The organism is Coprococcus sp. AF21-14LB (assembly GCF_003458885.1).
Taxonomy (GTDB): Bacteria; Bacillota; Clostridia; order Lachnospirales; family Lachnospiraceae; genus UBA9414.
On sequence record NZ_QRVX01000037.1, the window covers coordinates 1 to 23,909 of the forward strand.

23 protein-coding genes and 2 pseudogenes are annotated in these 23,909 nt (G+C 38.1%); 24 read left to right on the forward strand and 1 reads right to left on the reverse strand.

Annotated features, from left to right (window positions below; translation table 11 throughout):
* Window positions 1-96: 96 nt before the first annotated feature.
* Window positions 97-1,587 (reverse strand): rhodanese-like domain-containing protein, encoded by a 1,491-nt coding sequence (locus DWX73_RS09425; RefSeq protein ID WP_118348548.1) that lies wholly within the window; start codon window positions 1,585-1,587, stop codon window positions 97-99.
* A 175-nt stretch (window positions 1,588-1,762) separates the two neighbouring features.
* Here DWX73_RS09425 and DWX73_RS09430 point away from each other — a divergent pair, with 175 nt between their 5' ends.
* The 24 genes and pseudogenes from DWX73_RS09430 to DWX73_RS15770 form a co-directional block, all read left to right on the forward strand.
* Window positions 1,763-2,752, forward strand: coding sequence for a (Fe-S)-binding protein (locus DWX73_RS09430; RefSeq protein WP_118348549.1), 990 nt, complete (start codon window positions 1,763-1,765; stop codon window positions 2,750-2,752).
* Between the two features lie 12 nt (window positions 2,753-2,764).
* On the forward strand, window positions 2,765-3,103 hold the full coding sequence (locus DWX73_RS14080; RefSeq protein ID WP_242996797.1) for a hypothetical protein: 339 nt from the start codon (window positions 2,765-2,767) through the stop codon (window positions 3,101-3,103).
* A gap of 41 nt (window positions 3,104-3,144) precedes the next feature.
* The gene (locus tag DWX73_RS14085; protein ID WP_242996799.1) at window positions 3,145-3,744 is read left to right on the forward strand and encodes a hypothetical protein; all 600 of its coding nucleotides are present in this window, start codon (window positions 3,145-3,147) and stop codon (window positions 3,742-3,744) included.
* Between the two features lie 17 nt (window positions 3,745-3,761).
* Window positions 3,762-4,715, forward strand: coding sequence for an ABC transporter substrate-binding protein (locus tag DWX73_RS09440; protein ID WP_118348550.1), 954 nt, complete (start codon window positions 3,762-3,764; stop codon window positions 4,713-4,715).
* A gap of 18 nt (window positions 4,716-4,733) precedes the next feature.
* Window positions 4,734-5,543 carry an ABC transporter permease gene (locus DWX73_RS09445; protein WP_118348551.1) on the forward strand — a complete coding sequence of 270 codons (810 nt, stop codon included), beginning with the start codon at window positions 4,734-4,736 and terminating at the stop codon, window positions 5,541-5,543.
* Window positions 5,533-6,258, forward strand: a complete 726-nt coding sequence (locus DWX73_RS09450; RefSeq protein ID WP_118348552.1) for an ABC transporter ATP-binding protein — start codon at window positions 5,533-5,535, stop codon at window positions 6,256-6,258. The genes DWX73_RS09445 and DWX73_RS09450 overlap by 11 nt, the downstream gene beginning before the upstream one ends.
* A 17-nt stretch (window positions 6,259-6,275) precedes the next feature.
* A complete protein-coding gene (locus DWX73_RS09455; RefSeq protein ID WP_118348553.1) occupies window positions 6,276-6,608 on the forward strand; it encodes an arsenosugar biosynthesis-associated peroxidase-like protein in 333 nt (110 codons plus the stop codon).
* Window positions 6,609-6,610: 2 nt separating this feature from the next.
* A pseudogene (gene arsS, locus DWX73_RS09460) lies at window positions 6,611-7,590 on the forward strand (arsenosugar biosynthesis radical SAM (seleno)protein ArsS).
* A gap of 17 nt (window positions 7,591-7,607) precedes the next feature.
* Window positions 7,608-8,039 carry a C-GCAxxG-C-C family protein gene (locus tag DWX73_RS09465; protein ID WP_118348554.1) on the forward strand — a complete coding sequence of 144 codons (432 nt, stop codon included), beginning with the start codon at window positions 7,608-7,610 and terminating at the stop codon, window positions 8,037-8,039.
* Window positions 8,040-8,056: 17 nt separating this feature from the next.
* Window positions 8,057-9,076 (forward strand): sulfurtransferase, encoded by a 1,020-nt coding sequence (locus DWX73_RS09470; RefSeq protein ID WP_118348555.1) that lies wholly within the window; start codon window positions 8,057-8,059, stop codon window positions 9,074-9,076.
* 65 nt (window positions 9,077-9,141) lie between these two features.
* Window positions 9,142-10,308 carry a glycosyltransferase gene (locus DWX73_RS09475; RefSeq protein ID WP_118348556.1) on the forward strand — a complete coding sequence of 389 codons (1,167 nt, stop codon included), beginning with the start codon at window positions 9,142-9,144 and terminating at the stop codon, window positions 10,306-10,308.
* A gap of 6 nt (window positions 10,309-10,314) precedes the next feature.
* Window positions 10,315-11,217, forward strand: a complete 903-nt coding sequence (locus DWX73_RS09480; protein WP_242996800.1) for an aminoglycoside phosphotransferase family protein — start codon at window positions 10,315-10,317, stop codon at window positions 11,215-11,217.
* Between the two features lie 121 nt (window positions 11,218-11,338).
* Window positions 11,339-12,040 carry a TVP38/TMEM64 family protein gene (locus DWX73_RS09485; protein WP_118348557.1) on the forward strand — a complete coding sequence of 234 codons (702 nt, stop codon included), beginning with the start codon at window positions 11,339-11,341 and terminating at the stop codon, window positions 12,038-12,040.
* 148 nt (window positions 12,041-12,188) lie between these two features.
* Window positions 12,189-12,734: a TVP38/TMEM64 family protein gene (locus DWX73_RS09490; RefSeq protein WP_242996803.1), complete on the forward strand. Its 546-nt coding sequence runs from the start codon at window positions 12,189-12,191 to the stop codon at window positions 12,732-12,734.
* The gene (locus DWX73_RS09495; RefSeq protein ID WP_118348558.1) at window positions 12,727-13,386 is read left to right on the forward strand and encodes a TIGR04282 family arsenosugar biosynthesis glycosyltransferase; all 660 of its coding nucleotides are present in this window, start codon (window positions 12,727-12,729) and stop codon (window positions 13,384-13,386) included. Before DWX73_RS09490 ends, DWX73_RS09495 begins: the two co-directional genes overlap by 8 nt.
* Window positions 13,364-14,323, forward strand: a complete 960-nt coding sequence (locus DWX73_RS09500; protein ID WP_118348559.1) for a (Fe-S)-binding protein — start codon at window positions 13,364-13,366, stop codon at window positions 14,321-14,323. Before DWX73_RS09495 ends, DWX73_RS09500 begins: the two co-directional genes overlap by 23 nt.
* Before the next feature lie 12 nt (window positions 14,324-14,335).
* Window positions 14,336-15,016 (forward strand): TIGR04283 family arsenosugar biosynthesis glycosyltransferase, encoded by a 681-nt coding sequence (locus DWX73_RS09505; protein WP_118348560.1) that lies wholly within the window; start codon window positions 14,336-14,338, stop codon window positions 15,014-15,016.
* A gap of 357 nt (window positions 15,017-15,373) precedes the next feature.
* Entirely contained in the window at window positions 15,374-17,293 is a 1,920-nt protein-coding gene (locus tag DWX73_RS09510; protein WP_118348561.1) for a glycoside hydrolase family 2 TIM barrel-domain containing protein, read from the forward strand.
* Window positions 17,277-18,227, forward strand: a complete 951-nt coding sequence (locus tag DWX73_RS09515; protein WP_118348562.1) for a beta-galactosidase small subunit — start codon at window positions 17,277-17,279, stop codon at window positions 18,225-18,227. Before DWX73_RS09510 ends, DWX73_RS09515 begins: the two co-directional genes overlap by 17 nt.
* A 310-nt stretch (window positions 18,228-18,537) precedes the next feature.
* Window positions 18,538-18,780, forward strand: coding sequence for a hypothetical protein (locus DWX73_RS09520; protein ID WP_118348563.1), 243 nt, complete (start codon window positions 18,538-18,540; stop codon window positions 18,778-18,780).
* Window positions 18,774-19,058, forward strand: a complete 285-nt coding sequence (locus DWX73_RS09525) for an EAL domain-containing protein (RefSeq protein ID WP_242996805.1) — start codon at window positions 18,774-18,776, stop codon at window positions 19,056-19,058. The genes DWX73_RS09520 and DWX73_RS09525 overlap by 7 nt, the downstream gene beginning before the upstream one ends.
* Window positions 19,059-20,177: 1,119 nt before the next feature.
* Entirely contained in the window at window positions 20,178-20,873 is a 696-nt protein-coding gene (locus DWX73_RS09530; protein ID WP_118348565.1) for a response regulator transcription factor, read from the forward strand.
* A gap of 12 nt (window positions 20,874-20,885) precedes the next feature.
* Window positions 20,886-23,633, forward strand: coding sequence for a sensor histidine kinase (locus tag DWX73_RS09535; RefSeq protein WP_118348566.1), 2,748 nt, complete (start codon window positions 20,886-20,888; stop codon window positions 23,631-23,633).
* A gap of 121 nt (window positions 23,634-23,754) precedes the next feature.
* A pseudogene (locus DWX73_RS15770) lies at window positions 23,755-23,909 on the forward strand (transposase); the annotation flags it as partial.

Below are 23,909 nucleotides of genomic sequence, written 5' to 3' on the forward strand. Positions count from 1 at the left end.
TTGACTCATGTGAGTCAAATCTGCCCCTGTTTGGAACTATCTATTTCCCGACAGCCCGATTTTTTGAAAAGTGGAGTAACTTAAGCAACTTTTTGTTTATTTAATAAATTTATTTTTTCCAATTATTGCAACTACTGCAGCGCCAAGCAAAGCGATATAAGGAACAGCTGTCGCAGTATCACCTGTTTTTGGGGAAGTAGTTTTATTAGGAGTTGAAGGTTTTGTTTCCGGTTTTACTTCTGGTTTTGTTTCCGGTTTTGTCTCTGGCTTTACTTCCGGTTTTGTTTCTGGTTTTACTTCTGTATCGGCAGTTACAAAATTTTTCTGGATAACTTCATTTGCAGCACCGCCCTGAATTGTGTATACAGAAGAAATTCCAAGTTCATTTAATAATTTTGTTGCTGTCTGAGCACCACGCTTTCCGCTGTTGCAAAGAATATAAACCGGTTTTAAGAAATCAGCTCTATGGGAATTTACATATGCTGTAAATTGTGCCTGTAATGTTTCCGGAAGATTATTATCTTTATCAAATACCGGAACAGACACAGAACCTTTTAAATGACCAGCAGCATATTTCTCAGCACTTCTTACATCTAACAGGAGAATATTTGCATTTCCGACTGCATTTACAGCTTCCTCCGCTGTTACGAACTGATAGCTTACTTCAGCTGTAAACTGAGCTTTTATAACATCACCGGCAGCACCACCTTCGATTGTGGCAATTTTGGAAGGATCTACCCCTGCTGCTTTTAATACTTTTGTAGCTTTTTCTGCACCGCGGCTTCCGCTGTTGCACAGCAGATAAATCTGCTTTTGACTTGGAATTAAATTAAATTTCGCAAAAACAGTCATTTGTGTTTCCAGTGTTGCATCGTCTAAAGGAAAAATAGGACACCATACAGCGTTAGCCAGATGGCCGGCACTGTATTTGTCATATGCACGAACATCAAGAATAATTGTATCGGAACCGGCATTCAGAGCTTCTTCACCTGTAACATAGCGATATAAATGTTCTTTAATGTCCTCGCCGGCAGCACCGCCTTCAATTGTGTAAATGGAGCTGTTATCATAACCACAGTTGATTAATAATTCAGTGGCACGTTGAGCACCGCGTTTTCCGCTATTGCAAAGAATGTAGATTTTTTTCTGGAATTCTGCTGGATTACTGTTTACATATGCAGTGAACTGTGTTGAAAGTTCTTCCGGAAGATTATTATTTTCGTCAAATACAGGAAGAGAAAGAGAGCCTTTCAAATGACCAGCAGCATAGCGTCCGGCGCTTCTTACATCGAGCAGTAATACATCATCTGCACCGATTGCAGCAATAGCATTATTGCCGGAAATGAATTGATATGGAATTTCAGAGACTGCATTAACAGATAATTCTGCTTCAACAGCCTCATGATTTGTCTCTTCAACAATTTCTGCTTCAATTACTTCCTGATCAGAATTTTCTTGTTCAGCTGTGAGTTCTTCAGCGGCAGTTGGCACCTGTTCAGAGTCTGTCAAATCAGCTGCCATAGACACAGTAGAACTGCTGAAGACGAGAGCTCCTGCTAAAAGGAGCGTTAAAAAGTTTCTTTTCATTTTCAGTTTCCTCCGTTAAAGTTGCTTAAGTTCTCTACATAGGATTATATATGTTTTCGTGATAAGACAAAAATAGTTTATATCTATAAAAAAGTTTATCTATAGAGAATGACAATTAGACAAAGTTTGCATGGATAGATATACTTTATATTGGAGAAAATGTGAGGAAATATTAATGATAGATTATCGAAAAGAGATGGAGAAGTGTACACAGTGCGGAGAATGTACGGCACACTGTACTTTTTTACAAAAGTATCATTTGGACTTTAGTCTGCAGCAGATAGAGAGATTGAAGGAGTTGTCATATTCCTGTTTTTTATGTGGAACATGTAAAATACACTGTCCGGAAGCAATTGATGGAAGTGAAATTATGCAAGCATTGCGTGCAGAATGTGTAAATATAGACGGACAGGAGTTTGTGCCGACTGGATTTGAGAAAATGATTGAGGAAAAGGCAGACTATTTATATAAGAATTACCACTATGCGAATCAGAAGAGTGTAATTTTTATGGGATGTAATTTTCCGGCATATTTTCCGAAAACAGCACGGCGTATAAGTGAATATTTTTTGAAATACTATCAAATTGGAACGGTGTATGAATGTTGCGGAAAGCCGATAATGGATTTAGGGCTTTCAAAAAAGGCAGAAAAGAGTCTTGATCAGCTTATAGAAAGAATGCGGTCACATCAAATAGAAGAAGTGATTACAGTATGTCCGAACTGTGACAGTTATTTGAAAAAGAATTCTTCAATGAGGGTTGTAACAATTTTACAGAAAATAAAAGAACTTAAGATTGGAAATCCGATTGATTATAAAGATGCATATATTTTCCAGGCGTGCCCGGACCGTGAAAAAGGGGAGTGGATGGAATTAGTACAGGATTTCTTTTCACAGAAAGTACAAAGAATTGAAACAATTCAGTGTTGTGGTCTGGGAGGCTGTGCGAAAGCCAAAGAACCAGAGTTAGCCCGAGGATTTACAGACCAACTCCCCAAGGGTTCTAATAAGCGTATATATACATATTGTGCTTCGTGTGCGGGGAATTTTCGAAGGAATGGATGTACAAATGTACGTCATATTCTTCCGGAAATACTTGGATTGCGATTTGAAGAAGCAGATATTCAGCACAATGGAGAGAATAGAAAAGATACAAAAAATTGGTAGGAGAAAAGGAAAATGATATATGAGAGAGTAGAAACGGCAAAGCAGCAGGCACTTTCAGGGCAGCCGTTGACAGAAGAACAGATAATAAGACTATTGGAGATTGATCCGGAATCTGAAGAAGCAAAAGCTCTCGGAGCGGCTGCATTAGAGGTAGCAAAAAAGTACTCCGGTGAGAAAGCGCATCTGTGGGGAGCCATTGGAGTAGACTATAAACCGTGTAAGATGAATTGTAAGTTCTGTTCTCTTGGAGAAAAGTGGGGAATTGTTAACGAAGAGAAGGAATTTACTTTAGAAGAAATCATTCTAAAAGTAAAATACTATGTAGATCATGGATTTTACTATATTTGTTAAGGACGACAGAGTTTTATGATCCGAAAAAACTTGGAGAAATCATGAAAAAAATTCATGAAGCAATTCCAGGGAACTATATACTTGGTTGCAATATAGGAGAACTGGATAATGAAATAGCAGAATATCTGTATGAGTGTGGAGGAAAACTGGCATATCATTGTCTTCGTTTGAGAGAAGGTATTGATACAGACTTCAATACAGCAGATCGGATAAATACATTAGAAGCGATTAGAGACTCTCGATTGAAACTAGGTTTCTGGGTAGAACCAATTGGATCAGAACATACAAATGAAGAAATAGCAAAGAAATGCTTGGAAACAATTTCGTATTGTACAGATGTATGTGGAGTCATGGCAAGAGTTCCGGTGCAAGGGACACCGTTTGCAGATTCCCCACAGATCAGTGAGAAACGCCTTGCACAGATTACAGCTGTTCTAAGGCTTGCATGTCAGGGAAATGCAGCTGATATTTGTACACACCCGGCAAGTGAGCTGGCTGTGCAGTACGGCGCTAATGTAATTACATTAGAGACTGGAGCAATCCCGAGAGATGCAGATTTTTCAGAAGGATACTGGGAAGGGCTTCATGTAGATGAGGCGAAATATTGGCTTCAGAAATATGGATATCTAATAGAGGGGTAGAAAAGGGGGAAAAGAAAATGAAAAAAGGATTGATAAAAGCTTGCGCAGCAGTACTTCTGATTGGTTCCGTAACATTGACTGGATGTCAGAAAAAAGCAGAAGAAACTACACAGGTAAAAGTAGGAACATGGAAGACTGCACAGACAATTTTACCATATTTTTATGATGAATTTTTAGATGACAGCTATGAGATTGAAGTAGCGCCATTTACAAATCCCGGAGATCAAAAAGCGGCACTTCTGGCGGGAGAATTGGATATGACAGGGACGACACTTGTAACTGCGATTTCAGCTGCGGCAAATGATGAGCCAATTAAGATTGTGTGCAGTTTATGTAATAAATGTTCTGCGCTGACTGTTGGGAAAAATTCTGATATTCAGACAGAAGCAGATCTGAAAGGAAAAACGATAGCATATGTACCTGGTACTATGCACCATGCATTATTGCTCGATGTACTGAACAGAGCAGGGCTGGATCCGGAAAAAGACGTAGAACTTATCAGAATTGATTTTTTTGATATGGGACAGGCACTCGCAGATGGAAAAATTGATGCTTTCTGTAGTGGAGAACCGTATCCGTCAGAAGCTGTTGTGAAAGGTTATGGACGTGTTCTTAGTTATCCGTATTTTGATGACAGCATTTCAACAATTAATGCCGCAATGATTGTTACAGAAGATACAATTAAAGAGAAACCGGAAGTGATACAGGATCTTGTAAATGCTCATTTGAAAGCAGCAGATAATCTGACCCAAAATCAGGAAAAATGGTTTGAAAAATCTTATGAATTTGGAACAGATAAAGAAATTATGGAAGTTTCCGCAGAGAATATTGAACTGTGCGGAGAAATTGACGAGGAATTTATTGAGCATACGAGAAACCTTGCAGAAAAAATGAAAGAACTCGGGATTATTGCTGAAGTGCCGGATATTGAAGCATTGTTTGATCTGACATTTTTAGAGAATGCAGAATAGCAATTAAAGGGAAACGAGATGAAAAAAACAACGGGAAAATTCAAAGACAATCTACTGGGGTTATTGCTTCCGGTAATTATCTTGTTTATTTGGTTTATGGCAACAGAGCGAAGTGCTGCACCGAACTATGTTCTGCCATCGCCAAAAGAGTTTGCAATTGTATTTTGGGATTTTATTGTCGGAGGGATTGACGCTTCTCCATATAGCGGAAAGATGACAGAAAATCTGATTATTAGTGCAGTTCGAGTCGGAAAAGGATTTTTTCTGGCAGGAGTGCTCGGAATTACACTTGGATTTTTAACGGGAAGGATTTCTTTCTTAAAAAAATTTACCGATCCAACAGTGCAGGCGCTCAGATCAGTACCTGGAATTGGATATTTACCACTTGGTATGGTGTGGTTTGGCGTTGGAGAAGAAAACACTTTATTTTTAATTGCGTTGGCAGCTTTTTTTCCTGTGTACTTAAATACGCAGGAGGGGGCAGCTAAAGTGCCGGAAATTTATCTTCGAGCCGGAAAAATGCTTGGGGCCAACAGGTTTACATTATTTTTTACAATAATTCTTCCAATGTCTTTCGGAGATATTCTTGTAGGTTTGCGGTTGGCGCTTGGAATCTCATGGGCATATCTTGTTTTAGGTGAAATGACCGGAGTTACGAAAGGAATTGGAGCGATTATGATGGATGGAAGAATGTTAGGACATGTAGATATTGTCATTGCATGTATGGTTGTCATTGCAATTGCCGGTAAACTATGTGACTGGATATTGAATGGAATCTGTCGCATATGTTTTCGAGGTTTGATGGAGGGTACATTGGATGCCAGATAATTCTTATAAAATAGAACATTTGAAAAAATCCTTTCAAAGTTCTAAGAATGGTCAAATGCAAATATTCGAAGATTTGAATATGGAAATTGAGAAAGGGAAAATTACAGCTGTACTTGGGCCGAGTGGATGTGGAAAAAGTACATTGCTTGCGATTTTGGCCGGTTTTGAAGGATATGAATCAGGAAATGTTCCGGAAAATAAAAATATGGGAGTGGTATTCCAGACTCCGGCACTGTTTCCGTGGCTTACCGTAGAGGAAAATATTGCTTATGGATTAAAACGTCACGGTATAAAAAAAACAGAACGAAGAAAACAGATTGAAAAATATTTGAAACTTGTTCAGTTAAATGAATATGCAGGGTTATATCCGAGAGAATTGTCGGGAGGAATGCAGCAGAGGGCGGCATTGGCGAGAACACTTGTGCTTCATCCGGAAGTTTTGTTAATGGATGAACCATTTTCAGCGCTGGATCCCAAACTAAAAAGTCAAATGCAGAAATTAACATTACAGCTTTGGAAAGAACTTGAGCAGACAATTTTTCTTGTAACTCATGATGTAGAAGAAGCTTTGATATTGGCAGATACAATCTATGTGATGCAAGAGTGCCCGGCAGGAGTACATAAAAAAATTCAAGTACCCTGGAAAGAAAAAAATGATGAAATTAGAACAACAAAAGAATTTTTTGATTTAAAAAATTCTTTATTAAATAATTAAAAACAAGGAGGAGAAACATGAATACTTATTACAATCCAGAGGATTTGGCAAAATTTTCGACGATGGGAGAGGAAGCACCGCAATTGTGGGAGACATTTATGAATTACTATGGCTCTGTATTTGCGGAAGGAGCGCTGACGGCAAGAGAAAAATCTTTAATCGCATTAGCTGTGGCTTCAGCAGTACAATGTCCGTATTGTATTGATTCCTATACGAATGATTGCTTGAATAAAGGTGTAAATGAAGAAGAAATGACAGAAGCGATCCATGTTGCATGTGCAATACGCGGTGGAGCAGCACTTGTGCATGGTGTGCAGATGAAAAATATTGTAAAGAAATTGGAGTTTTAGAAATGAGTGAGAATTTAAGATTAGCAGAAACAACAAGCGTACCGGATTTTGAAAGTTGCATAAAAGAAGAAAGTGTAAAGTATACACAGGAACAATTAGAGGTATTACAGATTAATGTAGGGAAGCTTTGTAATCTTGCATGTAAACATTGCCATGTGGAGGCAGGACCGGCGAGAACGGAAGTAATGTCTAAAGAAGTAATGGAAGCATGTATTGCAGTGTGTAAACAATGGGGATTTAAGACAGTAGATATTACCGGTGGTGCACCGGAAATGAATCCGAACTTTGAATGGTTTGTAGATGAAATGTCTAAAATCTGCGATCACATTATTGTTCGTTCCAACTTGGTAATTTTGTTAGAAGAGAAATATGCACATCTTCCACAGTTTTTTGCCGATAGAAACATTGAAATTGTAGCATCACTTCCGTACTATCGTTCAAAAGAAACGGACAGACAACGTGGAGAGGGTGTTTTTGATGGCGTCATCACAATGCTTCAAAAATTAAATACACTGGGTTATGGGAAAAATCCAGAACTGGTATTAAATCTTGTTTATAATCCAAACGGAGCATTTTTCCCACCGGAGCAGGGGGCAATGGAAAAAGAATACAAGCAGCGTTTAATGGCAGATTTTGGTATTGTGTTCAATAATTTGTTTACAATTACAAATAACCCTACAGGTAGATTTGCAGGATTTTTAAAACGCTCTGGAAATTTAGAAAGCTATATGGAGAAATTATATGGGGCATTTAATGCCGCAACACTTCCGACGATGATGTGTCGAAATCAGCTTTCGGTATCATGGGATGGTCAATTATATGATTGTGATTTTAATCAGGCAGCAGAGCTCCAATTGAATCAAAAGAAACTATTCTGGATCTTGTAGGGAAACCATATACAAAACGAAAAATATGTTTTGGCAAACACTGTTATGGTTGTACTGCAGGTCAGGGTTCCAGCTGCGGCGGGGCAACAGAATAGATAAGGAGAATATAGCTATGGAAGAAAAAGTAATTCAGGAACAATTTATGAAAGGATATGATTGCTCTCAGGTTGTTACTGCACATTTTGCAGAACAATTAGGAGTTACAGAGGAACTTGCCAATAGAATGTCAGCATGTTTCGGCGGAGGAATGATGCAGGCTGATACATGCGGAGCTTTTGTAGGCGCATTGATTGTAATTGGATTAAAATATGGACATTATAATCCGGAGCATCTTTTGGCACAAAAAGATGTAATGATGGAAAAAAGTGCAGAATTCAAGAAGAAATTTTTTGAAAAGAGAACAACATGTAATTGTAAAGAACTGCTAGGATATGATGTGTCTACACCGGAAGGATTTCAACAGGCATTAGAAAGTGGACGCATGATGTCATTTTGTCCGGCACTTGTCAAAGAAGTGATTGAGTATCTTGATGAGATATTATAATTTAAGAGGGAAATGCTATGAAATGGAAGAAAGTAGTGACAATAGGTTTAGCAGCAGTTCTTAGTGTATCTCTTTTGAGTGGATGTTCAAAAAAATCAGTAGAGCGAGTAGAACGTCAAAAAATAGAAGCAGATACCTCGGAAGCAGAACCGAACGAAGATGATACAGATGCAAAGGAAGAAAGTGAGAAAGTACAGGAGCAGGAAGTGCCGGATGATGGAAAGTTTCATGGGAAATGGGTAGTCAGCGCTGAATATGCAAAAGGTCGTGTTGGAGCAGAAGATACACTGTTTATTGACGGGCGAGGAGAGAAACAGGCAATTCTTGGAACAGTAGAAGGAGCAGTAGCTACAGTATGGCAGGACTGGTCTAATCAGGAAGGAAAAGCCGGAGATGAAAAATGGGGAATGATTTTGGAACCGGAACAGTTGGCAGAAGAGCTCAGCAGCCTGGGAGCAACGAAAGATAAAGAAATTATTGTACTGGGATTAACTTCAGATGGTTGGGGAGATGATGCGAGACTTGTATGGGAACTCCTGGCAGCAGGGTATACAGATGTGAAAATAGTAGACGGTGGATATAAGGCATTGAAAGATGCAGGGGCTCCGACACAATTTCTTGCATCGAAACCGGAACCGGCAGAAGTCAAGATTGACAAGATTGACTATTCACACGTTATGACAACAGAAGAATTGCAGAAGAACTATGAAAAATATAAAATTATGGATGTGCGTACGGATGAAGAATACAATGGAGCAATTTTGTATGAAGAAGCACAAGGCGGACATCTTCCGGGGGCGGTTCATGTAAGATATACTGACTTGTTTCAGGAAGACGGCACATTAAAACCAAATCAGGAATTAGTAAAGATGTTTGAAGATGCGGGATTTTCAAAGGAAGATTCCATTGTAGCATATTGTACCGGAGGAATTCGCTCAGCATATATGCAGCTTGTATTAGAAATGTGTGGATTTGAAAATTCTTACAACTATGACCAATCATTTTGGAGATGGGCAGTTGTGGGCGAAGTTGAATAAGATGAAAAGGTTCCAATAGGAACCTTTTCGACTATATTAAACAATATAAAATGTCGGGGGATAAAATGGTCAGTATTATATTATGTACCTATAATAGAGAAAACAGTATTCGATATTCCATTGACAGTATTCTTGAACAGACATACCAGAATTGGGAGCTGATTATTGTTGATGATGGGTCAACTGATGGAACAGAAAAAATTTTAGAGGAATATCAAGATCACCGGATTAGAAAAATAGTTCTTTCAGACAATTCCTATTATTGTTATGCGGCCAACAAAGGAATCAGAGAGGCTTCAGGTAAATACATTGCATTTGCTACAAGTGATGACATCTGGGAAAAAACAAAGCTGGAGAAGCAGATCGCTTATTTGGAAGCGCATCCAGAGTGCGGTGCTGCATTTTCACATGTCTTCTTAATTGATGCCAACGGAGTTAGAAATGATGAACAGTATACGGAAATGGTTTCATTATTTCAAAAGGAAAATCGTACCAGGGATAAGTGGCTGCGTGAATTATTTGAAAATGGTAATCAGTTATCTCATCCATCAGCAATAGTGAGGAAATCTATTCTGGATGAAATTGGAGGATATAATTTACTGTTTGCACAGGTAGCAGATATGGATTTGTGGATACGCATTTTGCAGAAAACAGAAATCTATGTTTTTCAGGAACAATTAGTCGGCTATCGGTGGTGGAGTGCAAAGGGACAGATTAGTGGAGTGACGGAAGAAAAACAAATGCGCGTTTATCATGAGATTGCTATTTTGCAAAGACAAATGATTGAAGAAATGAAGGATGATGTATTTTTAAGAGGATTTCATGACCATTTTAGAAATCCGGATTCACAGACACATAATGAAATTCGACTTGAGAAAATGTTTTTCTTACTGGATATGGGAAATAAATATCCGGGGCTTACTATTCAGGGCCTTGAAATGGCTGAAATGTTAATGAGAGAAGATGGAATGGCAGACTTAATGAAAGAACATTTCGGGATTAAGCTTCAGGAGTTGTATAAGATCAATGGGAAGCCATGGTATGCAGGACCTATGGAAGTAAAAACAGTTATGGAACACGAGAAAAAAATTGCTTTGTTAGAAGCAGAGATTAGAAAAATGAAAGCACTGCAAGACGAGTCAAAGAAAGAATTACAAGAAATTCTGACATCTAAAAGCTGGAAGATAACAATGCCGTTGCGATTTGTTATGAATACAATAAGAAGGAAGTAATCAGTAATGGGAGAAATCATACATGAATTAAAAATGTATATGACTGGAACAGAATTCCGAAAAGCACTTCAGATATCGGGAGAAAAGGAGATAGCATGTCAGCTGCTGGCACAAGGAGAGTATAATATAAACTATTTGTGCAAACATCCAAATACCGGAAAATCTTTTGTTTTGCGAATCAATACAGGAAGTCAGATGCATTTGGAAAATCAGATTGAATATGAATACAGCGCTCTGAAAAATTTGGAAAATAGTGGACGAACGCCAAAAGTATTTTGGAGGGACGGAAGTAAAAAGAACATCAAGTATGGAGTTCTTGCAATGGAATATCTGGAGGGACGTGCGTTAGATTACGATACGGATTTGGACTTGGCAGCAGAATGTCTCGCAGATATTCACAGTACAGAAATTTCAGCAGATACAATACTTTTGGAGCCATCTAATCCACTTCAGGCAATTTTAGACGAATGTAATGAAATGGTAAAAATCTATTATGAATGTGATACAGCAGATGAAGGAAAAAAAATAAGATTAAAAAGAATGCTTGAAGAGGGACAGGAAAAAGTAAATAAAGCAGCGAAGATGACCTATCCTCGCTGTTGTATTAACACCGAACTGAATTCGGGTAACTTTTTGATTAACGGAAAAGGAAAACCAAACTATCTTGTGGATTGGGAGAAACCGCTTTTAGGAGATCCAGCCCAGGATCTGGGACATTTTCTTGCACCAACAACAACGTTTTGGAAAACGGATGTGATTTTGCCGGAAGAGAAAATTACAGAATTTATTGAAAAATATGAAAAGGCAGTGGATGACCGGATTGTACTTGGAAACTTGAAAGAGCGGGTTGATATATTTATTCCGATTACATGTCTCAGAGGATTGACCTGGTGTGCTATGGCATGGTAGAGTATCAGAAACAAGGACGACTGATTCAAAACGAATTTACAAGAAAAAAATTAGATGAGTATCTGTCTGATAGATTTCTAAGTTTGATTGAAGAGCGGTATTATCCAGTATGGAGGTAGTTATGAAACAGAAGAAAAAAATTTGGAAAAAAATAGTAGTCATCGTTTTGATTGTGGGAGCGATAGGGAGTTATTTTGTAATTCCAGACGTCAAAGCAATGATTGATCGGATTTTTAAAATGTTTGCAACAGGTGATTTTGCAGTTGTACGTGAATTTGTAGAATCCTATGGAGCATATGCGGCACTTGTTTCTTTTGCCTTAATGATTCTGCAGTCAGTTGCGGCGCCTCTGCCTGCATTTTTGATTACTTTTGCCAATGCAAATTTATTTGGCTGGTGGAAAGGTGCGATACTTTCCTGGTCAAGTGCGATGGCGGGAGCAGCACTTTGTTTTTGGATTGCAAGAATTCTTGGTCGAGATGTAGTGGAACGTCTTACGAGTAAAGCAGGATTACAGCAGATCGATGTGTTTTTTGAAAAACATGGAAAATTAAGTATTCTGATTGCGCGATTACTTCCGTTTATTTCATTTGATATTGTGAGTTATGCAGCAGGATTAACTTCTATGTCTTTTGGAGGATTCCTTTTGGCAACAGGTTTGGGACAGCTTCCGGCAACGATTGTCTATTCTTATGTAGGTGGTATGCTGACGGGCGGTGCAAAACTTTTTGTAACAGGTCTTTTCATATTATTTGGAGTGTCAGCACTGATCGTATTACTTCGTCAGTTATATGTAGAACATCAGAAGAAAGTTGAAAAATAAGAAATGAAACGAAAGAGTAGTATAAAAGTTATAATCTTCGTGATACTGATTGCAGTTGTGTTTTTATGTAATCATTATTTTCACTGGTCTGATTATCTGGGAAATATGAAAAATCTTTCGGAGATAAAAGAGATTGTAGATAATAATTTTGTATTTGCATTTTTTTCTTTACACAGTTGTTACAATTGTTGGTTGTGTCATTCTTGCTTTGCCGGGAGTTACATTTGCTTTATTTGCCGGGATGTTGTTTGGACCATGGATAGGAATTTTGGCATGTTTATTTGCAACGACAGCAGGTGCTTCATTAGCTTTTCTTGTAAGCAGGTTTTTTTTGAAGGATGCAGTGAAACCGATGTTAGAGAAGAATCAGCTCTTAAAAAAATTATTATTTACCCAGGACGATAAAAGCACGATGTTAATACTAATGATTACAAGAATGATTCCGATATTTCCATATAATTTGCAGAATTTTGCCTATGGAGTAACGGATATTGGTTTTTGGCGTTATACTGTTTTTACATTTATATTTATGTTTCCGGGAGTTTCTTTTTTTACAATCGGAGCTGCAGGAATTACTGCAGAAGGAAACCGACAGACGTATTTTTTAATAGCCGGCATTCTGGCAATTTTAGTTACAGTAGCTGGTTTGTATCTTAAAAAGAGATTTTTGAAAGAGGAAAAAGAAGATGAATAATGCAGTTATTATATTTACAAGAGTACCGGAACCTGGGAAAACGAAAACCAGACTAATGCCTTTTTTGAACGGAGAGGAATGCAGCAGTATTCATAAGGCGTTTCTTAAAGACTTACTTCGAAATAAAAAGAGAATGGAAGCAGATTGGTTTGTATCTTTTACTCCGGCAGAAAAGGAAGAAGAAATTAAAAAATATATCCCAAATGCAACGGGATATTTTCCGCAAATCGGGGAAAATCTTGGAATAAAGATGGAAAATGCTTTTCGAAATGTATTCGAAAAAGGTTACAAGAAAGTTATTCTTACAGGTACAGATATTCCTCAGATTAGTGAAACGGATTATGAAAAAGCATTTTTACAATTAGATCAGGCAGATATTGTTATGAATCCGACAGCAGATGGAGGATACTATCTGATTGGAATGAAGAAAATAGAGGATGTATTCGCAATTCCATATTATGGAACAAATACAGTTTGGGAGAATACGATAGAAAATATAAAAGAAAAAGGTCTGGTGTTGGACTGCGGAAGAAAATTGCGTGATATAGATACGAAAGAAGATTTGGAATATCTGCAAATACTATTAAAGCGTAAGGAAGCGGAAGCGCCGGCTACAGAGGAATGGTTGAATGAAAGAATGTATCCATTGTAATTTATGTAAAAAACACTGCAGTTTTTTAGAAAAATATGATATCGATCTCTCTGAGTTTGAAAAGCGACCAGAGCTTGCTTATCATTGTTTTTTATGTGGAAAATGTAAAGAAGTTTGTCCGAGGGATATTGATGGAAGAAAGATCGCACAGGAGCATCGGCAAAAATATGTACAAAAAAATGGAATAGAAAAACTTAAATCAGAATATAAAGGACTCCTTTGGGAAAAATATCCGTATAAGTTTTCAAATTATCGCCATGCCAATCAAACATCGGTATTATTTATGGGGTGTAATTTCACGGCATTTTTTCCAAAAACAGCACAATTTCTTACAAAAGAATTTCAAAAAAGAGGAATGGGAGTACTTTTTGAATGCTGTCAGAAACCTGTTGCCGAGCTTGGATTAGAGAAAGAGGCAGAAACTCAGATTGCAAGAATGGATGCACGATTAGAGAGTCAGGGTGTCACAGAACTGATTGTTGTCTGCCCTAACTGTTATTATTTTTTGCGGGGAAAAACAAAATTATCTTTAGTATCGATTTATAGGAAATTGGAAGAACTGGGAATAGGAAATCTTTTAGAAAGAGATTTGCCGTTTTATTATCCGTGCCCTGATAGAGAAGAACATATATTTATAAATGATATTCGGAAATTTTTGAAAGGAAAAGAAAAACATGCATTTCCTCAAATACAGTGTTGTGGCTTGGGGGGATCTGCAGCAATGCATGAGAAGAAACTGGCAACAGAAATGTCAGAATTGGTGCAATCTACAGGAGAAAAACAGTTGTATACTTATTGTGCTTCCTGTATAAGTAATTTTAGACGAAATGGTTTCCAGTATGCCGAACATGTTCTTACTCATATACTCGGAATAGAAGAAAAGATTCCGCTTGGTGTTACATCGGTTGTGAATCGTGCCAGATATAAGTGGAAATAGGGGAGAACAGATATGAAAATATCAGTGATTATACCGATATATAATGAAGAAAGTACAATTATACAGATGCAGAATATGCTTGATGAGATTCGAGAAGAGTGTGAAATTATTTTTGTTGATGGCGGGAGCAGAGATCATACAAAGGAAATGATCCGTCCGGAGTACAAACTGTTATGTTCAGAAAAAGGAAGAGCAAACCAAATGAACTATGGAGCAGAACATAGCACTGGAGATGTGCTTTTTTTTCTCCACTGTGACAGTAAACTTCCGCCAAATGCCTTAGAAGAGATTGAAGAAGTAATGAAACATTATCGCGCGGGATTTTTTGGGATATCTTTTCCGGATTCAGGAATATTAATGAAATGTTGTCAGGTAATGTCTAATTTTAGAGCACGCAGAAGGAAAATAGTGTTTGGTGATCAGGGGATTTTTATGCAGAGGGATTTGTTTTTTGATGTTGGAAAATTTCCGGAAATTGACATTATGGAAGATTATATGTTCTCACTCCGAATGCGAAAACTAAAAATACCAATGGGAATGACAAAGAATCCAATTTGTACGTCAGATCGCAGATTTAGTGAAACAAATTTAGGAAGATTAAAAACAATGATTCATATGCATTTTTTGAGATTGGCATTTCGATGTGGGGTACCTGTAGAGAAAATAGCTGAATATTATCAAGATATTCGTTAATGATTTGTGTTAAAAATCTGTTCATAATCTTTTTACTTTGTGAACACAGTTATATCACATTTTTTCATTATAGTATTAATTGTAAAGAACAAAAGATAAAGAACTTTACAAAAGCCTAAACAGGCAGATTATTAAATAAACTTTCTTTTTCATAACTTTCCTCTAACGGGCCGAAAGAGATTGCCCGTGAGAAAATCGCCCAGAATATTTGTTGCTGAGCGATTTTTTTGTTTACAAATATTGTCTTCGGGTATGATGTGGAGTATCATATAATGCAGCTATATATTTTTCCAAACATATATTCTTGCAGGTGTGACTGCAGGTGCTGTAAAAGAATAACTATTCAGGAGGATTATTATGCAGGCAGATATCAGATGGCTGGATCAACCGGAAGTATTTCGGGTAAATAGACTTGATGCACACAGCGATCATCGATTTTTTGAAAATGAACAAACATATCAGAAGAAAGAAGAAACACTTCGACAGTCTTTAAATGGAATCTGGAAATTTCATTATTCCGTAAATGCGAAAGAACGTCCAAGCGCATTTTATGAGCAAGGATATGACTTGTCAGAGTTTGGACAGATTCAGGTTCCGCAGCATATTGAAATGGCCGGATACGATAAGATTCACTATATTAACACAATGTACCCGTGGGAAGGACATGAATACCGCAGACCGGCAGGAACATGCGGCGAGACAGGGGAAGGAATGTTCAGCGAAGCGTCTTACAATCCTGTCGGATCTTATGTGCGTACGTTTGATCTGAATCGGTCTTTGCGCGGGAAAAGGATTATATTAAGTTTTGAAGGTGCAGAACAGGCAATCTATGTATGGGTCAATGGACAATTTGTCGGATATGCGGAGGATAGTTTTACTGTATCAGAATTTGATATCACACCTTACATAAAAGATGAAGGAAACGTACTTGCAGCAGAAGTACATAAACGCAGTACAGCTGCCTTTCTGGAAGATCAGGATTTCTTTAGATTTTTTGGGATTTTTCGCGATGTGAATCTATATGGACTGCCAAAATTACATGTAGAAGATCTGTGGGTACATCCGCTCTGCCCGGAAAGCAGTGGAAAAGAGAACGAAGAAGCTTCATTGGACATTGACCTGAAACTTTCCTGTGCGGAGAACGAAGAGCAGGCTGCAGAGAAGATGATAGCGCAGGCGTATGTAAATATTCGGCTTCTGGATGGAAAACGAGTTATGTTATCTTATAATGTACCGGCAGCATTCTCAATGCATCAGCGCTTTTTGATACCGGAGGAAGTGAAACTCTGGAATCACCGGCATCCTGATCTATATACATTGGAACTCCGGTTATATATTGAAGACGGAGAACCAATCGAAGTAGTGCCATATCCAATTGGATTTTGTAAAATCGTTCTTGAAGATGGGATCATGAAACTAAATGGAGAACGTTTGATTTTAAATGGAGTAAATCGCCATGAGTGGAATGCGAAAAGTGGAAGATGCATTTCTGATGAAGATGAAATATTCGATATTGCGTGTATAAAAAATAATAATATCAATGCAGTGAGGACTTGTCATTATCCGGATCGGATGAGCTGGTATTATAAATGTGACGCGGCGGGAGTCTATGTAATGGCAGAAACAAATCTTGAAAGTCACGGTTCCTGGCAGAAAATGGATGCAATAGAGCCGTCCTGGAATGTGCCGGGAAGTGTTTCTTGCTGGAAAAATGCCGTTTTAGACCGCGCCAAGACACAGTTTGAAGTATTGAAAAACCATGTTTCTATTTTATTTTGGTCACTTGGAAATGAGTCATATGCAGGAGACGTACTGAAGGAAATGAATGCCTTTTACAAAAAAACAGATCCGGATCGTCTTGTACATTATGAAGGCGTATTTCATAATCCTGTTTATCGCGACTGTATCTCAGATATGGAGAGCCGGATGTACGCCAAACCGGACGCAATTCGGGAATACTTGGAAGATAACCCGTCAAAACCGTTTATTCTGTGTGAATATATGCATGATATGGGAAATTCGCTCGGAGGAATGAAATCTTATATCGATTTGATTGATCAATACAAAGAATATCAGGGCGGGTTTATATGGGATTACATTGACCAGGCGATTTATGTAGAAGATGAAGTAACAGGAAAAGAAGTGCTGCGTTACGGCGGAGATTTTGACGACCGGCCATCTGACTATGAGTTTTCAGGAAATGGACTGATATTTGCAAATCGCGTAGAGAAACCGGCAATGCAGGAGGTAAAATATTACTATGGATTACACAAATAAGATGAAAATTATATTTGGAGATGTGACACTCGGAATCCATGGAGAAGCATTTCATTATATTTTTTCGTATCAGAAAGGCGGTCTGGAGTCGCTGAGAAAATATGGAAAAGAGTGGCTGTATCGTATTCCGCAGCCTACATTTTGGAGAGCAACGACAGATAATGACCGCGGGAATGGATTTCCGTTAAAATCAGGGATGTGGATGAGTGCAGACATTTTTCAGAAATGTGTTGATATTAAGGTTCTGATAGACGGTCAGCAGATTGAAAAGCTGCTTGCGCCGGATAACAACTGCTATAACGTTCCAACTTTTGCTGACACTGTAGAAATTATCTTTACTTATAAGACGATTACAGTTCCAAGTACAACAGTAGAAGTATCTTATACGGTAACAGCGGATGGAAGAATAGCTGTTCAGGTTCATTATCATGGAAAAAAAGGTTTACCGGAGCTTCCGGTGTTTGGTATCCGTTTTATTATGCCGACAAAAGCATCCGGTTATATGTATGAAGGGCTTTCAGGAGAAACGTACCCGGATAGAATGGCAGGAGGAGTTCAGGGAAGTTACGAAGTCAAAGGGCTTCCGGTTACACCGTATCTGGTTCCGCAGGATTGTGGAATGCATATGCAAACAGAATCTGTCACAGTATACCGCACAAATGTTTTGGATAACTCTTCCACAAATGTGGAAAAAACCGGACTTACATTCCGGTCAAGTGGAAAACCATTTGCTTTTTCCTGTCTTCCGTATACGGCAGAAGAGTTGGAAAATGCAACGCATCAAGAAGAATTGCCTCCGGCAAGAAGAACGGTACTTTCTATCTGCGGCGCTGTTCGCGGTGTAGGAGGGATTGATAGTTGGGGAAGTGATGTAGAAGCAGAATATCATATAGATGCGGAAAAAGATATTTTGTATGGATTTGTAATTTCTTAAGTCTTTGTTAATAAATTTTCGTTTTCTTTTAGAATATTAACATACTTTAGACACATTTTTCACGTATACTAAGAGTCAGATAGATGAGAAACACTCATTTATCACCCCCCTCATAAAGTAATCACTTGGTGGAACCAACCATAACAAGTGACACTTTACTCTCATTCCTTTAGATAACTATAAAACCAACGAAACCCGTTAGCCGGAAGGTTAACGGGTTTTCGCTGTTTCTGTATCTACAACTGTTTTCGGAAGTTTTTCTGTGTTATAATAGGCAGTATATTGAATAAGATTTGAGGGGACACGGAAAATGAGAGATGTTCAAAATAAAAAGAATATTTATCGGATATGTTTTATTAGTTTTATCATCATCAACATTGGACTTATTTGGTTTTATATTAAATCCGAGGCTCAGTACCAACCAGGGATACATGGGATTGAATCTCTGATCCCATATTTGTGGTTCAGCATGGCAATGTTGGGCGCAGTTGTGATATTTTACTATCATTTGAAATTTCAGAAAACACGATGTTGGACGGAAGAGGGATGTTGATAAGCTTTGTACAGAAACTAAAAGACATGGGATTTTCTTGTTCGATGGATGATTTTGGAAGCGGATATTCTTCCCTCAATATGTTAAAAAGTATTCCAATTTCGACGATTAAGCTGGACGGAAAAATGTTTGCAGAGCAGGAAAAAGAACGGGGAAAAATCGTTAGCAAAGGAATTATCCGAATTGCCCGGGAATTAAATATTGAAGTTGTGGCAGAGGGTGTAGAAACAAGAGAATATGTAGATTTTCTGAAAGAGCAGAAGTGTGATATGATTTAAGGATATTATTTTGGAAAGCCAATGCCTGTAGAAGCATTTGAAAAACTAATGAGTTAATTTTTTTAAGTTTGCCAGAATAAAGATGTAAATAAGGCACTACTGATAGTTAGTTTATATGTTCTTATGAGGATTTGACCCGAATTTGACCGAGAACATCTTGGAATGTTTACGCATTTTACAAAGCTGTATATTTACAACGTGCTTAATGGGTGGTATATTTATAGATATAAACAAGGCACTACTGATAGTTGGTTAGTCCAAATAGATTAATTACTCAAAAGAGTAACCGCAACCTTTTGGCTGAGGGGCGGTTACTTTTTTGATTGATTTATATACGCAATTAAAATCGTTACAACAATACTAAGTATCATTAGTACGATGGAGAGCATTTCAAAATCACTCATAAGTCAAGCCCTCCTTTCCCAGATTTCCCGCAAGCAGGATTTCTATGTAATCAGAGGGTTCAGGTCTACGCTGCCGCTTCGGTCGTTGCTAAACGAGTGCCACTGGCACTCAGCAACCCCTGTTGAAGGACTAACCGCCTACCATTCTCATGTAGTGCCTTGTCTTATTTTATCAAAGGAACTGTCTTGTGGCAATATGTTTTTAGATAAGTATGTTCTTGTAAAATGCCATAAAGTATTATGAAAGTGAGAGTACAAAATTCGTAGGAAAAGTTGCAAAACTTAACAAATATTCCTTTAGAAAAATTTGACCGAAAAGCAATTCCGATAGACGTAGAAACAGCGAAAACCCGTTAACCTTCCGGCTAACGGGTTTCGTTGGTTTTATAGTTATCTAAAGGAATGAGAGTAAAGTGTCACTTGTTATGGTTTATTCCACCAAGTGATTACTTTATGAGGGGGGAGATAGTTGAGTGTTCCTCATCTATCTGACTCTTAGTATACGTTAAAAATATGTCTAAAGTATGTTGAGTTTCTAAAAGAAAACGAAAATTTATTAACAAAGACTTAAGAAATACAAAGATAAAGACAACTGTCCTACAAAAATTAAGTGAAAACACATTCTATCGAATCTTAAATCAATCTTAATAATTTCTGCAACTTCCCCTTAAAAATTCTTTGGTAATCTTGTATACTGTAAGGGAGGTGATTATTTATGTTTAATATTTTAGTATGTGACGATGACAAAGAAATCGTTGAAGCAATCGAAATATATTTGACACAGGAGGGATATCATATTCTGAAAGCCTATGACGGCGAACAGGTACTTCGCATGATTCGGGATAATCAGGTGGATCTGCTGATCATAGACGTTATGATGCCGCGGCTTGACGGAATCCGGGCTACGCTCAAGATCCGGGAAGATCACAGCCTCCCTATTATTATTCTTTCAGCAAAATCAGAAGATGCAGACAAGATTCTCGGTCTGAATATTGGAGCCGATGATTATGTGACGAAGCCTTTTAACCCGCTTGAGCTTGTAGCGCGCGTAAAATCACAGCTCAGAAGATATACACAGCTTGGAAGTACTGTACAGAATGAATCGCAGGCAGTGTATGAAGTGGGTGGACTTCGTATCAATGACGATCTGAAAGAAGTGACAGTGGATGGAGAACCAGTGAAACTGACTCCGATCGAATATAATATTTTGTTATTATTGGTAAAAAATCAGGGGAAAGTTTTTTCTATCAATCAAATCTATGAGCAGATATGGAATGAAGATGCAATTGGTGCAGATAATACGGTGGCAGTACACATCCGTCATATCCGTGAAAAGATTGAAATTAATCCAAAGGAACCAAGATATTTGAAAGTGGTATGGGGAGTTGGATATAAGATAGAAAAGCTTTAGAAGGGAGCTTTTATGGAGAAAAAATGGTATCGCGCACCATTTATAAAAGGTGTGCTTGTCGTATTGGCACATATAGCAGTTGTAGCGTCTCTAATGGGATTTACCTGGGTAATTCTTTGTGCCGGAGTGAACTATGTTAATCCGACTGCCAAAATACCGGAAGACTATGCACAGACGAAACAGTTTGGCAAGAACATGAACAATGCTTTGTACGAGATGTCATGGAATCTTTTTAGTTTGAACGGTATAGAAAAAGACGGCAAACTGAATGAAGAAATGTTGATCGATCTTGAAAAATACTACAACAGCGGAGAGGTTTCTGCGAAAGAAGGGGAAGGAAATGGGTTTGTATATAAACTTTCCGATCTTATTAATGCAGAAGACGACAGCGAAGAAAACAGAGAAATTGTTGTTTGTCAAAAGACTGATGGAAGTTACGCTTATGAAGAGTGGGGAAGTATTCAGGGGAAATTGCTTTCTGGGGAACTTGTATTTGCCGAATTAGCGGATCAGACAGATTCTGAGTCAGAATCAGGATATGATGTGGATGACTTCCTGTATATGTTGGAAGACCGCTATAATGGTTATGAGTATAATGAATATTTCGGAATCTGCAATAAGGAAGGAACGCTGATCTATACGGATTGTTGGAGAATGCCGGTTTCTTCAATGATCAATATGATGCTCGAAACGAAAACAGCAGAAGGTAAGGATGTTCTGAAATTAGTGAATGAAAATGCTTACTGGAATGGGCGTCTTCAGGAAATGGAAAACATGTTTGGGCATGCAAGATCCAGTCTTCGGGACAGAATTGATCGATATAAGGAATACCAGGAACTCTGGTCCGAGGGCAAGACAAATCTGACATTTATCCTTCTTGATGAAGAAAATAAAAAAGTTTATACAAACGATTCTAAATATGAAAATTATGAGACAGCCAGTAAGAATTATAAAGACTTGATGAAGAACAGTGCCGGACGAGAAAATGCATATATTAATATGAGGCCTGCAGAAGGTGAAGTGGAAGTGCAGCAGATTGCCGGTTGGAAAGCTTCGGAGTGGCAGTCTCTGTGTGACCATATTGAAGGAACGGTAGGGACAGAAAAAATTCATATTGTCGCAGCGGTAGATTTGGATTATCCGGTTACAGACCGTTTCCAGTTTATTGATGGAACTTATGATAAGGTTCAGCCGCATCTTCACAATCTGATTTTGCTTGCCTGGGGCGGTGTGGTCGTATTTTTAATCAGCATAATCTGGCTGACAGCAGTATCCGGACGAAGCAATACACAGGACGGTGTGAAAACAAATATTGTAGACCGGCTTTTTACAGAAATTCCGGTAGGAGTACTCCTTGGTGGAATTTTTATGATGGTAGGAGGAGTTTCTGTCTCCTATGGAGAATGGTACAACAATTATGGCAGATGGATCATAGATAATACTAGTTTTACTGCACAGGAATTTGTTCCATCTCCATCGATAGGCGCTGCGGAAGTAAGTCTAATCGTGTTGATGACGCTTGGCGGAGCAGTCTGCTTTTTCTATGGTTATTTAAGTTCTGTCAGAAAGCTGAAAGCAGGTACATTTTTTAATGGATTTGGTATTTGGAAGATTGGAAAATGGTGCATAAGAGTTACTGTAAAGCTGTTCCGCATTACAGTCAAAGGATTCCGGGAATTTTGGAGACATAAGAACCTGATGACGAAGGTAATTCTGATTTTTATCGGTCTGACACTGCTTCATCTTTTTGGAGGAATCTCTGCATTCTTTGCATTCTGTTCCGTTGTGGTAGATGCAATTTTGTTTATCGTTTTAGTGAAGTATGCGATTGATAAGCAGAAAGTCATGGATGGAATTAAGGAGATCACAGCAGGGCATGTGGAATATAAGATTCCGACAGAGGGATTAAAAGGCGACAATAAAGAGATGGCAGAGAGTATTAATGCCATTGGAGAAGGGCTCCAAAATGCAGTTGAGGAAAGTCTGAAGAGCGAGCGCCTGAAAACAGATTTGATTACGAATGTTTCCCATGATATCAAGACACCGCTCACATCAATTATTAATTATGTAGATCTTCTGAAACGGGAAAATATCGAAGATCCGAAGATCAAAGGCTATATTGAAGTGTTGGAAGCAAAAGCACAGCGGCTGAAGATTCTGACGGAGGATGTTGTTGAAGCATCGAAGATTAGTTCGGGAAATATTAAACTTGAGATGATGGATCTGAATTTTGTGGAAATCATTCTGCAGACAGCAGGAGAATTTTCAGAGAAATTTGAAGCAAGGGATCTGAAATTAATCTCTAACCTTCCGGAGCGTCCGGTTGTCATTCATGCGGACGGAAGAAGAATGTGGCGTGTGCTTGCGAATATTTATAACAATGCTGCGAAATATGCGATGGAACATACAAGAATTTACGCAGATTTGGAAGAGAATGAAAATGAAGTTGCATTTTCCTTAAAAAATATTTCTGAACAGGCATTGAATATTTCGGCAGATGAATTGACCGAGCGTTTTATCCGGGGAGATATTTCAAGGAGTACAGAAGGAAGCGGACTGGGGCTTTCTATCGCCAAAAATCTTACCCAGAAAATGGGTGGAGATTTCCGGATCTATCTGGATGGAGATCTCTTTAAAGTAACACTTGTATTCCCAAAAGTAAAAAAAGAAAAAAAAGGAAGAATACACGGAGAAACAGACAGGAGAAAATGCATAATCAGTGACAATATTGGAGTGAACGGGCTGTCGGGAAATAGATAGTTCCAAACAGGGGCAGATTTGACTCACATGAGTCAAATCTGCCCTGAAACTTTTTCGTAAAAAGAGAAAAAGATGGCTAACGACAACCATCTTTCACTCCGTTCCATGTTATAATGGAACTATGATAACCAAAGATTATTATAACGATTTTTTTGAATTAGGGCAACAAAAAATTAACTTCAGTTTCTTCGAATTGTGTTTACCTGACGACGATCCAGTCTATACCCTGAAAAAAGTAATGGAGGATTTAGATTTTTCTGGCTTGTTAGCCAATTG